Genomic DNA, 12,253 nt, shown 5'->3' on the forward strand with positions numbered 1-12,253 from the left:
GCTATACCAACCTGAGAGTACGCTACCGCCCTCGTACACCTGCCCGATTCGCGGTTTCCAGGCTTGATCATGCCCGTCGCACTTCTTGACCTCATCGTTATCGGCGTCGTGCTGCTGTCTGCCCTTCTGGCAGCGGTCAGAGGCTTTACCCGCGAGGTTCTCGCCATCGCCTCGTGGATCGCCGCAGCGGTGGCCGCCTTGTTCCTGCATGCCCAGGTGCTGCCTTATGTGAAGCCGCATATCGCCAATCCGACGATCGCATTGGTCGTTGCCATCGCAGCGGTCTTCCTGGTCACGCTGATCATCGTCTCTTTCATCACGGTCCAGCTGTCGGATCTGGTCCTGGATTCGCGCATCGGCGCCGTGGACCGCTCGCTCGGCTTCATTTTCGGTGCGGCTCGCGGATTCCTGATTTGCGTTGTCGGCTTCCTTTTCTTCAATTGGCTCGTGAAACCGGACCAGCAGCCCGACTGGGTGCAGCAGGCCAGAACCCGGCCTCTTCTGCAGACAACGGGTGATCGTCTGGTGGCGATGTTGCCGGATGACCCGGAAAGCACCATCTTGCAGAAGTTGCGCCGTCCGAGCCAGGACGGAGATGCCGATGTCCCGGCCGAACCCGAGACATCACCGCAGACGCCGGCGACTGGACAGCCTGCGCCGCAACGCCGCAGTGAAGCACCGCCCAGAAGCGGTGCTGCAGGTGCTACAGGTGCGTCCCGGTAAGCCGCGATTGCGGTCGCGTTCAGTTACCGGCGGGAGACAGAATGATGGAAGATAGCCGCGGATTCGACGATTTCGATTCCGAAGCTGACACCCTGCATGAGGAATGCGGGGTGTTCGGCATTTATGGCCACCCTGATGCCGCCGCGATCACCGCGCTCGGGATGCATGCTCTGCAACACCGTGGTCAGGAGGCGGCCGGCATCGTGTCCTTCGACGGCACCCGCTTCCAGTCGGAGCGGCATCTTGGACTCGTCGGCGACAATTTCTCCGATCCCGCGACGATCGAACGGCTGAAGGGCCATATCGCGATCGGCCATACCCGCTATTCCACGACGGGCGCCACCATCCTGCGCAATGTGCAGCCGCTCTTCGCGGAGCTCGCGAGCGGCGGTTTCGCCGTGGCGCATAACGGCAACCTCACGAACGGCCTGACACTGCGTCGCCGCCTCGTCGCGGAAGGGGCAATCTGCCAGTCCACATCCGATACCGAAGCGATCCTCCACCTCGTGGCACGCTCGCGCCGCACGCGCTTCCTCGAGCGCTTCATCGATGCGCTGCGCCAGATCGAAGGTGGATATGCGCTCGTCAGCCTGACCAACAAGAAGCTCATCGGCGCGCGTGACCCGCTCGGCATCCGCCCGCTCGTGCTCGGAGAGCTCGACGGCCACTATATCCTGGCCTCAGAGACCTGTGCGCTCGACATCATCGGCGCCCGGTTCGTCCGCGATATCGAGAATGGCGAAGTGGTCGTCATTTCCGAGGCGGGCATCGAGAGCCATCGGCCTTTCCCGGCCCAGCCCGCACGGCCTTGCATCTTCGAATATGTCTATTTCTCCCGGCCGGACTCGGTCGTCAACGGCCGTTCCGTCTACGGTGTCCGCAAGGCCATCGGCGCGACACTCGCGGAGGAAGCCCCCGTTGATGCCGATATCGTCGTGCCCGTGCCGGATTCCGGCGTGCCGGCGGCGCTCGGCTTCGCCCAGGCCGCGGGCCTCCCCTATGAGCTCGGCATCATTCGCAATCACTATGTCGGCCGCACCTTCATCGAGCCGACCCAGGCTATCCGGGCGCTAGGCGTGCGCTTGAAGCATTCGGCCAACCGCGCCGTCGTCAAGGGCAAGCGCATCGTGCTGATCGACGATTCGATCGTGCGCGGCACGACATCGGTGAAGATCGTGCAGATGATGCGCGATGCCGGCGCCACCGAGGTCCATTTCCGCATCGCCTCGCCGCCCATCATGTATCCCGACTATTACGGCATCGACATGCCCGACCGCGAGAAGCTGCTCGCCGCGCGCATGAGCCTGGAAGAAATGCGGCAGTTCACGGGCGTCGACAGCCTCGCCTTCGTCTCCGTCGACGGCCTCTACCGCTCGCTCGGTGAGAAAAACGGTCGCAACGCGGCCCAACCGCAGTTCACCGACCATTATTTCACCGGCGATTATCCGACCACGCTCACCGACCTGATGGGCGAGCGCACGGCACAGCTCTCGCTGCTGGCCGAGGCCGGCTGACTCCCGACCCGACATCGAGAACGGATCCCGCATGCCTCGTCCGCTCGACACCCGCATCGCACTGGTCACCGGCGCCTCGCGGGGCATCGGCCGCGCGGCCGCCCTCGCCTTTGCCCGGGCCGGCGCCCATGTGGTGGCGCTCGCCCGCACGGTCGGCGCACTCGAGGAACTCGACGACGAGATCCAGGCGGCGGGCGGCCATGCGACCCTCGTTCCCGTGGATCTCAATGATTACGAGGCGCTCGACCGCCTCGGCGCGGCACTGCATGAGCGCTGGGGCAAGCTCGACATCCTCCTGGCCAATGCCGGCGTCCTCGGTGTGCTCTCACCCCTCGGCCATGTCGAGCCGAAGGTGTGGGACAATGTCATGGCGATCAATGTCACCGCCAACTGGCGGCTGATCCGCTCGCTCGATCCGCTGCTGCGCGCCTCCGACGCCGGCCGCGCCATCTTTCTGTCATCGGGGGCCGCCCATTCATGCCGCGCCTTCTGGGGCCCCTATGCGGCCTCCAAGGCTGCCGTCGAGGCGATGGCCCGCAGCTATGCCGCCGAGACGGAGAACTCCGCGCTGCGGGTGATGCTGGTCAATCCCGGGCCGCTGCGCACCGCCATGCGCCGTGCCGCCATGCCCGGTGAGGACCCGGAAACGCTCAAGACGCCGGGGGATCTCGCGCCGCATCTGGTCGAGCTTGCGTCGCCGAGCTGGACCGAGACCGGCAAGATCTTCGATTTTCCACAAGGCCGGGTCCTCACGCCCCGGATGCCGGACTGAGCATCGCCGCTGTCATTCCGGGGCCTCGCATCAGCGAGGAGCCCGGAATCCATGAACACGAGGTCTGAGAAGAAGACGCATCGGACTGTGCCTCACCGGTTAGGCGCCGTGTTCATGGGTTCCGGGCTCGGGCCTTTCGGCCCGCCCCGGAATGACGCGGCGTTTCGGTGCGAGATCAGCTTGTTCCCAAGACTTGGTTTTTTCCCAAGACCTGGCTTGTTCCCAAGACAGCGCAGCAATCTGGCTGCGCCTTTGGTTCGTCCGAAGCGACGTTCACCGCTTCTTCTTGTCGAAGGGGTTGTCGCCCTGGCGCAGCGAGAGACGGATCGGCGTACCCGGAAGATCAAAGGTCTCGCGCAAGCCATTGACGAGATAGCGCGAATAGGACGTCGGCAAGGACGCGAGCTGGTTGCCGAAGACCGCGAAATGCGGCGGCCGGCTCTTCACCTGGGTCATGTAGCGGATCTTGATCCGTCGGCCCGAGACGGCCGGCGGCGGATGCGCTGCCGTCGCATCGGCGAGCCAGCGATTGAGCTGTGCCGTCGATATGCGGCTGTTCCAGACCTCGTGCGCCGCCACGACCGCTTCCATGAGCTGGTCGATGCCACGCCCGGCGAGGCCTGACAGAGGGACGACGGTCACGCCCTTCACCTGGGACAGAAGCCGCGCCGCCTCCTCCTTCAGCTTTTTCAGGAGGCCCGCCTGGTCGGCGACCAGATCCCATTTGTTGAGCCCGATGACCAGCGCCCGCCCCTCGCGCTCGATGAGGTCGACGATGGTGAGATCCTGCTTCTCGAAGGGAATGGTGGCATCGAGCAGCACGACCACGACTTCGGCGAACCGGGCAGCCCGGAGGCCGTCCGCCACGGAGAGCTTCTCGAGCTTGTCATCGATGCGCGCGCGCTTGCGCAATCCGGCCGTGTCGAACAGCTTGATGGGGCGACCGCGCCATTCCCAGTCGAGCGAGATGGAATCGCGCGTAATCCCGGCTTCGGGACCGGTGAGCAGGCGATCCTCGCCGACCATGCGGTTGATGAGCGTGGACTTGCCCGCATTGGGGCGGCCGACGATGGCGATGCGGATGGACCACGAGGCCTCGTCTTCGTCATCCTCCTCCTCGGGAGCCGGCAGATGGGCCGCGAGCGCATCATAGAGGTCGCTCGTGCCTTCGCCATGCTCGGCCGAGATCGGCACGGGATCGCCGAGGCCGAGCGTGAAGGCCTCGTAGGAAGCTTCAAGGCCGCTGCGCCCTTCGGCCTTGTTGGCGAGGAGCACGACGGGCTTGCCGGACTTGCGGACGAGATCGGCGAACTGCCGATCCGATGGCGTAATTCCGCTGCGCACATCGATCACGAAAAGAATGACGTCGGCCGCCACCAGCGCGGCCTCGGTCTGGGCGCGCATACGACCGGTCAGGCTGTCGGCATCGGCCTCCTCAAGTCCCGCCGTGTCGACGACGGTGAAGGTCAGGTCGCCAAGCTGCGCCTCGCCCTCGCGCCGATCCCGGGTGACGCCCGGACGATCGTCGACGAGCGCGAGCTTCTTGCCGACAAGCCGGTTGAAGAGGGTCGACTTGCCCACATTGGGGCGACCGACGATTGCGACTGTGGCGACCATGATCTCGACTGACAGAAACGAACAAGGAAGGAGCAGGCCGGTTGGGGCCTATTTGACGGTGACGGGACCGCCCTGGACGAGCGCAAGATAGATTTCGGCGCGCTGGCGCGACGCGCGCGGCGCCTCCATATCGGCAGCGATCTGATCGAACCACCGCCCGGCTGCTTCGTAGTTGCCCGCCTTCAGAGCAGCGAGACCGAGGAGTTCGCGGGCCGAGTTCCGCCAAGCCTGGCCAGGTGCGGCAAGCGAGGTCAGCTTCGCCTCGAACGTCGACGTGTCGCCGGCGTTGAGACGCAGCATCGCCGCGCGCAGCATCGCAAGCTGTTGCATCGTCTGAGGCACGCTCGCATCGCTGGAAAGCGCATCGAAGGCGTTGGCGCCGGCGGTTGCATCGCGGCGGCCGATCTCGGCTGCAAGGCGGAAACGCGCGAGGTCGCGGTAGCCAACGGGAGCCGTTTTGGCGAGGTCCTGCAGGATCGCCTCGGACTCCGCCTCCTTGGCGTCGCGCGACAGATCGATCGCCTGCTCGAACTGGCCGCCGGCGGCCTTCGCCGCCTCGTCCTGACGGTAGCGCCAGAAGCTCCATCCCCCTGCGGCCACTGCAACGAGGACGGCCAGGACCACCAGCAGCGGGCCGAAGCGCCCCCACAGTTTGAGATACTTCTCGCGCTTCAGATCGTCTTCGATCTCACGGAAAATGTCGGTCATGAATTAGTGGCCGTCCCAAGCTCGCTCTTAACCCGCGCCAATCGCAGCAGGCACAACGGTCGCCTAGCACAGTCGCCGCCTCCTGTCCCGGAAAAGTCGTCTTCCGGCCTCAAGAGCGCGTGTTCCGTGTGATCTTGAGGCTGCGGTCACGGACACTCAGCGCGGGTTGCAGGCCTCAGAGCCCGATAGCGTGCCAAGGAGTCCTCCAAGCCAGCGCAAAATGCGTCATCCACTGATCGGCAGGGCATGATTGTTCAGCGTGGCAACGTCATGATCTCCACCTTCCCGTCAGCGGCCAGTCATGACTTAGTTTATGATTCGTAAACACTTACGGACTGTGCAATCATTCCTGCGCACAATGCCAGCCGAGATGGGTTCGGGGAAGGGGATAAACGGTAGGCGCAAGCTTGCCATAGTCTGAGATTTCTGATGACTTACACGCATTGGTTGAGTTTGATTTTCATTATCTAATTTTAAGCATGGAGCTTTTGGCGCATGCACTGGACCCGAGGTTATGTAACCGACATCGGTTACACCGCGCATTTCTATAGAGAAATGGCGCCCGCACATCTCGCATTTGCTGCCCTGATATCTGGCCGCTCACCCGGCAGAGCCTTGAATCCGCAGCGCGTTGTCGAATTGGGATGCGGACAGGGCTTCGGTCTTGCCTTGTTGGCAGCGGCCAATCCGCAGATCGACTTCGAGGGCTATGACTTCAATCCCGAGCACGTGGCACACGCGTCGCGGCTGATAGCCAATGCGGAGCTCAGCAATATCGAGGTCGTTGAAGCGAGCTTCGAGGAGCTGGCGGCGGCAGGCCGCCGCGATCCAGCCGACCTTATCTCCCTGCACGGCATCTGGAGCTGGGTTTCGCCCGATGCGCGTGATGCCATCATGTCAATCATCCGGCAACGCCTGCAGCCTGACGGCTGTGTCTATATCTCCTACAATTGTCAGCCGGGATGGGCCTCTCTTATGCCCATGCGGCAGTTCATGGGTGACACGCGCCGGCGCAACCCCGGCCATTCGGATATGCAGATCAGCCTTGCGCTCGACCAGTTGACGCAATTGCGCAACGGTGGTGCGGCTTATTTCACGGCCAATCCACCGGCTGCTGCCCATCTCGACCATATGCTGAAGCAGGAGCGAAGCTATCTCGCACATGAGTATTTCGGGGCCGATTGGGAAATCATGCCCTTCTCAAGGGTCGCCGCGATATTGGGCGAAGCCAAGCTCGGCTATGTCGGCTCGGCGACCGTCGCGGAAAACCTCGATCAATATGCAGTGCCGCAGGCCCTGCATGAGATGGTGGCGAGCGCCAATGATATCGCACTCAGGGAGACGATACGCGATTATGCCGCCAACAAGCGCTTCCGCCGCGACATCTTCGCCCGCGGGTTGACGCCTCTCACCAAGGCGGAGCATCGCGGTCTCCTCGAACGCATACGCTTCGTCGGGGTGAGGCCACGCGAAGACTTCAAGTTCACCTTCCAAGGACCTCTTGGGGAACTGACCGGCAAGGAGGAGCTCTACCAGCCTGTGGCCGACCTCGTCACGCAGAAGCCCGTGACGCTGGAGGAACTGCGTGCCCTGCCGGCTTTCCGCAATGAGAGCCTCGGAACCTTGCTCGATTGCCTGGCACTGCTCATCCATGCGCATCAGGTCTTCGCCCTGGCACCCGGACAGCCTGTCGACCCTGCTCCCGCGCAGCGCTTCAACCGCTGGATCACGGAGCGGCTGAAGATCGGACGTGTCTATCACTCGATTGCCTCGCCGGTTCTCGGCAGCGGATTGCCCGTCGATGACTTCGACCTTCTGGCCCTGAGCGCTGTCTTCGACGGCCGCAACGAGGAACTCTCGAGCATCACCATGCATGCCTTGAATATATTCAAGCAGCTGGAACGACGCCCTCAGCTCGACGGGAAGCCCCTCACCGATGATGGCGAAGCCACCCGCTTCCTGGACGACCAGATACGACCGATAATGGAGAAAAAATTCCCGCTATGGCGGCGACTTGGTGTCATTTGAAGACCATTGCCAGTGATTAATTTTCCGAATTTCCTTACAGAAGAAATGAATTGCCATGATGATCACGTTTAGACATCTTCGCTACTTTGAGGCTCTTTCGCGGCACAGGCATTTTGGACGCGCCGCCGAAGAATGTTCCGTGACCCAGCCCGCGCTCTCGATGCAGATGCGTGAACTGGAGACCTTGCTGGGGACGCCGCTGATCGAGCGCCGGCGCGGCGATGTCCAATTGACGGAGGTCGGCCACGAGGTGGCGCGGCGCGCCCGTGACATTCTGGCGACTGTGCTCGATCTCACGGAGTTCACGCGACGGACGAGTGGCCCTCTGTCCGGCCCCTTCGTCCTCGGCGCTGAGCCCTCCATCGCCCAATATCTCATTCCCGGCACCCTGCCCCATATCAAAGCCGGCTTTCCGTCGCTGGAGCTGACATTCCGCGAGACGCTGACGGGCGCCCTCGTTGGCGAATTGATTGCGGGCCGAATCGACGCGATCCTCGTCTCCCTGCCACTCGACCACGCCGATGTCGAGACGCTGCCGCTGTTCGACGAGCACCTTCTCTATGTGGCTCCGACACAGAGCCACCTGAACCTGCCGTCTCACATGCTTACGCCGAGCCTGGTGGCCGCCGACCAGCTCGTCCTCCTGGAAGACGGCCACGGTCTGCGCGAACAGGTGCTGAGCTACTGCAACGTTCCGCCCGCGCTCGTGCGCCAGCAGAACGGCGCCAGCAGCCTTTCGACATTGGTCCAACTCATTGCCAATGGCTATGGCGTGACACTGCTACCCGAGATGGCGGCGGCCATCGACGTGGACGAGGAGACCCCGGTCAGCCTGTCGCGCTTCCGCGAGCCGGCACCCCTGCGTACCATCGGGCTCGCCTGGCGGCGCAGTTCGCCGCGCATCGAAGATTTCCGTGCCCTCGGCGAAATCATCGCCGCCGCCGGGCAACGGCTGATCGAACAGTGCCGTCGACGCCTGCCGCTCGTCGAGGAACTGCCGCCTGCGCGCATCGCATCATAGAGCAAATCCGGCTTAGATGGAAGCGCCTTATGCCATCTAGGATATTGAATTTGCTCGTTAATTTTCGAACGATGCCAAGTCCGCAAAAGACTCACTTGCTCTAGCCCGGGCGCGCCCGACAAAGCGCCCTCCGCCTGGCCGGAGGGCGTTTGCCCCATAGGGGTGCCGCACCCGCAAGATGCCGTCTCACGGCAACCATTCGCGCCAGACTGCCGTTAGACGGGCCGGAACGACATCGCCTTTGCGATGCGATCAACACGCACTGCTTAGACGGCCTCACTTCGACGAGATCTTTTCACTCTCAATTGAGTAGAGGGGATCTCCGAATAATGTCGATGGTGCGAAACGCCGCCTTGGCCGTATGGCTCGTCGGGAGCGGCGCTGCCGAGGCGCGCGATGTGGAAACCACCCGCCAGGCCGGCTTCACAAGTGTCCGTTGGGATGTCTCGGTCTATTCCGGCTACTTGACCGGACAGGCGACGGAACTGGTGTACAGAACCGCAACGGGAGAGAAACTTAGTCAGCTTAACTGGCAGATCGACAGGGCGCTTGTTCTGGGCGGTTCGGCGGGCTTTCATCCGCTCGACTGGCTCACCCTGCGACTCGGCGGGTGGAGCAATATAGCAGCCGCCGCCGCCATGGATGATTTCGATTGGTTCGCGGATTATCAGGGCTTCCAGTCCTGGACCCATTGGTCGCACCACGACACCGGGATGACCCGTGCCGTTCAATTCGACCTGAACCTCACGGCGCGGCTTTGGCAGCACGAGGGCTTCCGGCTGTCCGCCCTGGGCGGCTACAGGGCGCTTCATTTCAAATGGAAAGCGTATGGCGGCCCGTTCATCCAAAGCGTGTATGATTTTCGTGATGTTGTGGGAACGTTCCCGCATGCCCTCGGGATAACCTATCGGCAGGACTGGCATAGTCCCTATGTCGGCTTGCGCGCGCAATATGACGGGGCGCAGTGGAGCCTGACGGCCGAGGCCACGGGCAGCCTGTTCGGACGGGCATCGGGTATCGATCACCATCTCTGGCGTGCCACCCTGTTCAATGATGACTTCCGCAATGTCCGGATGGTCGGGGCGACCCTAGCCGCCGAATACCACATCGCGGATAGCCTGTCCTTGATGGCCAGGGCGGACTATCAGCGCCTCGGTGAAGCGCGCGGCTCTGTAACGGAGAACAACTACGCATCCACAATGGGGGCCATAGTCCAGCGCCACTGGCGCACAGGCGCCGGTGCGTCCCTCGAAATGGCAATCGTCTCGCTTGGTCTTAAAGCGCGATGGTGAGCGGTTTTCGGACGGAGCCTGAAGCCGATCATCGGCGGCGTCACAGAGGCGCGCAAAAAGGGTCGCCGTAGACTGCGAGACGAGAACAAATGAAGGGCGAAAGTTGGAACACCCGGCCCGAAAAAATTGGAACACACTTTTCGGGGGTCTGCTAAGCCATTGAAACCAATGGCGGGAGTGACGGGGCTCGAACCCGCGACCTCCGGCGTGACAGGCCGGCGCTCTAACCAACTGAGCTACACCCCCGTGGCAAGCCAGCAGCTCGCTGCGGTGTGAAGGGGTGATTAATGGGGCCCCTGCCCGCTGTCAAGCGGCTCTGTGGATATCTCGTCACGGATTGCGAGGCCGGGACGTGCGACAATTCATGAGCAACCTCGCGTTTGATCGAAAAATTGGCAGTTGAAGGGCGCAAACAAGAGTTGGCGACGCGCCGTCACCGGGGCGCCCTACGCCCGTGTCCGCGAATCCCCATGCGGGGTAGCGCGCCGCGGCCAGAGCCATATCCCGGCGCAGCGCATGAGCCGGACTGAAAATGCCCGCCAAACGCCTGATCAAGCTCATATTACCTATAGTTGCACACAGTCAGAAATAAATCCGAAAGTAGAATCCGCGGAGACCCTTTCCATCAAACGGCTCCCCGCCTCACGCTGAAGTCTTGCAAACGTCATCCCGACGGGAACCCCGACCTCTCCAGCGCGTTTACACCGTAACGTCGCCAAGCGCAGGGATTAACGCTGAGGAGAGGCGTATGCCAAAAGAGAAATCATCGACCCGAGGCTTTGCCTCTATGGACGAGGCGAAGCAGCGCGCAATTGCGTCGAAAGGCGGTCAAAGCGTGCCCAATGAGAAGCGCAGCTTTTCCCAGAATCGCGAACTCGCCGCCAAGGCGGGGCGCAAGGGGGGCCGCAGCGTGCCGGACGAGAAGCGTAGCTTCTCCCAGAACCCGGATCTCGCAGCTCAGGCTGGGCGCAAGGGCGGCCAGGCGTCGCACAGCACGCGATAGCCACCGCCGGCTGAGATGAAGGCTGGACGGCCCCAAGGCATGGCCCCAAGGCACGGCCGCAAGACATCGTCCTTCGGAACGCACCGCGCCGGGCCGGAGGAGATAGGGATGGAAACGAGCAAAGAGCAATCAACGGGAGAAACGGATGCGCCAGCAGCCAACCCCTAATACCGCTCCGCGAAAGGAAACGACGCGCAAGGAAAAGGAAGCGGCACGCGCCGTCGAAGACAAGCTTGACCAAAGTCTCGAGGACAGCTTCCCGGCAAGCGATCCGCCAAGTATGACGCGGGCGCCCGCGGACAAGTCTTCGACCAAATTTCCCCCACCGACGGGGGCCAGTCGCAAGACACCAGCCCGCGATGATTTGAAACGTCACTGAACACGCATCCATCGCGGGTGCGATCGTGCCCCAAATGCATCACTTGTTACAGATGCATCATTAAGGCCGATTTTCCTGATCGCGCCATTCCCTTGCCGCTTTTTGCCCTTCTTTTGGCACATAAGGATAGCTCATAAGCAATTCTGTGAGGGTCAGGATTGCTTATATCGATCGACAGCATTCGATCCTTGGCTCATCGGCAGCGATCGATCTTGGCTGTTGGTCTCTTCTGCATCGGGAAAGAAGCCTGACCCGTGCGCTTAAAATATAGATGGAGTTGATCATGAAAGGCGCCACTTTTCTCGCAGCAGTCGCGGCATCCGCGGTTATAGCGAGCGCTGGGCTTGCGACCGGAGCCCTCGCTGCGGATCTACCGTCGCGTACGGTCGCCCCTGTGGCCCCTGCGCCCATCGTTCCCATATTCACGTGGACCGGCTTCTATGTCGGTGTGAACGCGGGTTACGGCTGGAACACGAATAGTAACAACAACAACGCCGCCTATGTGCCGGGCGTCGGCTATATCGGCAGCGGCAGCAGTGGCAGCGACGGCGGCTTCGTTGGTGGTGGCCAGATCGGCTACAACTATCAGTTCGGTCAGTTCGTCGCGGGTGTCGAGGCCGACATTCAATATGCCGATATGCAGTCGAACAACAATGGTGGCGCCTATTATGCTGGAACCGGCTATATCGGTTCACAGAGCAACGGCGTTGATTGGTTCGGCACCTTGCGCGCCCGTCTCGGCTTCGCCGTCGACCGGGCCCTGATCTACGCGACCGGCGGTTTCGCCTATGGCGGCGGCGGTGGCAACAATGGCTATTACTACAATGGCTTGTACTACAAGAATGGCGACGATACCAGCACTGGCTGGACGGTCGGCGGCGGCGTTGAATACGCCTTCACCGACAATATCACCGCCCGTATCGAGGGTCTTTATGTGAACCTCGGCAAGAGCGGCAGCAACGCCTATGTGTATGACGCCAGCACCTTCGGTGGCAGCAATCGCAAGGATACGGAGTTCGGCGTGGTTCGGGCCGGCCTGAACTACAAGTTCTCGAGCTTCTGATCGCTATTGCGCCCGGGTACTGCGCGCCGCGAGACAGGAGCACCCGGGACACCAAGACCAGATCCGACCAGGATGGAATCGTTCGATACCATCCTGGTCGGTGAATTTGCTCGTCTATTGTTGAGCGTTGCCA

11 protein-coding genes and 1 tRNA gene are annotated in these 12,253 nt (G+C 62.3%); 9 read left to right on the forward strand and 3 right to left on the reverse strand.

Features of this window, described 5'->3' with window-relative positions; all coding sequences use genetic code 11:
- Nucleotides 1-69 precede the first annotated feature (69 nt).
- The 3 genes from C7450_RS15505 to C7450_RS15515 are packed head-to-tail and all read left to right on the forward strand — an operon-like array spanning nt 70 to nt 3,009.
- Nucleotides 70-723, forward strand: coding sequence for a CvpA family protein (locus C7450_RS15505; RefSeq protein WP_110375357.1), 654 nt, complete (start codon nt 70-72; stop codon nt 721-723).
- 41 nt (nt 724-764) lie between these two features.
- A complete protein-coding gene (purF, locus tag C7450_RS15510; RefSeq protein ID WP_410369445.1) occupies nt 765-2,237 on the forward strand; it encodes an amidophosphoribosyltransferase in 1,473 nt (490 codons plus the stop codon).
- Nucleotides 2,238-2,268: 31 nt separating this feature from the next.
- Nucleotides 2,269-3,009, forward strand: a complete 741-nt coding sequence (locus tag C7450_RS15515; RefSeq protein WP_110375359.1) for an SDR family NAD(P)-dependent oxidoreductase — start codon at nt 2,269-2,271, stop codon at nt 3,007-3,009.
- Nucleotides 3,010-3,282: 273 nt separating this feature from the next.
- Here the strand turns inward: C7450_RS15515 and der are convergent, their stop codons facing one another.
- Nucleotides 3,283-4,626: a ribosome biogenesis GTPase Der gene (der, locus tag C7450_RS15520; RefSeq protein ID WP_246573263.1), complete on the reverse strand. Its 1,344-nt coding sequence runs from the start codon at nt 4,624-4,626 to the stop codon at nt 3,283-3,285.
- A gap of 48 nt (nt 4,627-4,674) precedes the next feature.
- Complete coding sequence (locus C7450_RS15525; protein ID WP_110375361.1) at nt 4,675-5,334, reverse strand: tetratricopeptide repeat protein; 660 nt, start codon at nt 5,332-5,334, stop codon at nt 4,675-4,677.
- 495 nt (nt 5,335-5,829) lie between these two features.
- Between C7450_RS15525 and C7450_RS15530 the strand changes: the two genes are divergently transcribed.
- From C7450_RS15530 to C7450_RS15540, 3 genes are all read left to right on the forward strand, one after another.
- Nucleotides 5,830-7,362, forward strand: a complete 1,533-nt coding sequence (locus C7450_RS15530; protein WP_110375362.1) for a methyltransferase regulatory domain-containing protein — start codon at nt 5,830-5,832, stop codon at nt 7,360-7,362.
- A gap of 58 nt (nt 7,363-7,420) precedes the next feature.
- Nucleotides 7,421-8,383, forward strand: a complete 963-nt coding sequence (locus tag C7450_RS15535) for a hydrogen peroxide-inducible genes activator (RefSeq protein WP_110375575.1) — start codon at nt 7,421-7,423, stop codon at nt 8,381-8,383.
- A 329-nt stretch (nt 8,384-8,712) separates the two neighbouring features.
- A complete protein-coding gene (locus C7450_RS15540; protein ID WP_110375363.1) occupies nt 8,713-9,675 on the forward strand; it encodes an omptin family outer membrane protease in 963 nt (320 codons plus the stop codon).
- 169 nt (nt 9,676-9,844) lie between these two features.
- Here the strand turns inward: C7450_RS15540 and C7450_RS15545 are convergent.
- A tRNA-Asp gene (locus tag C7450_RS15545) sits at nt 9,845-9,921 on the reverse strand.
- Between the two features lie 502 nt (nt 9,922-10,423).
- Between C7450_RS15545 and C7450_RS15550 the strand changes: the two genes are divergently transcribed.
- The 3 genes from C7450_RS15550 (at nt 10,424) to C7450_RS15555 (ending at nt 12,120) form a co-directional block, all read left to right on the forward strand.
- Nucleotides 10,424-10,678 carry a con-10 family general stress protein gene (locus C7450_RS15550; RefSeq protein WP_110375364.1) on the forward strand — a complete coding sequence of 85 codons (255 nt, stop codon included), beginning with the start codon at nt 10,424-10,426 and terminating at the stop codon, nt 10,676-10,678.
- A 145-nt stretch (nt 10,679-10,823) separates the two neighbouring features.
- A complete protein-coding gene (locus tag C7450_RS33555) occupies nt 10,824-11,057 on the forward strand; it encodes a hypothetical protein (RefSeq protein WP_146227347.1) in 234 nt (77 codons plus the stop codon).
- A gap of 283 nt (nt 11,058-11,340) precedes the next feature.
- Nucleotides 11,341-12,120, forward strand: a complete 780-nt coding sequence (locus tag C7450_RS15555; protein ID WP_245449785.1) for an outer membrane protein — start codon at nt 11,341-11,343, stop codon at nt 12,118-12,120.
- The last annotated feature ends 133 nt before the right edge of the window (nt 12,121-12,253 follow it).

This window comes from Chelatococcus asaccharovorans (genome assembly GCF_003201475.1).
GTDB lineage: Bacteria > Pseudomonadota > Alphaproteobacteria > Rhizobiales > Beijerinckiaceae > Chelatococcus > Chelatococcus asaccharovorans.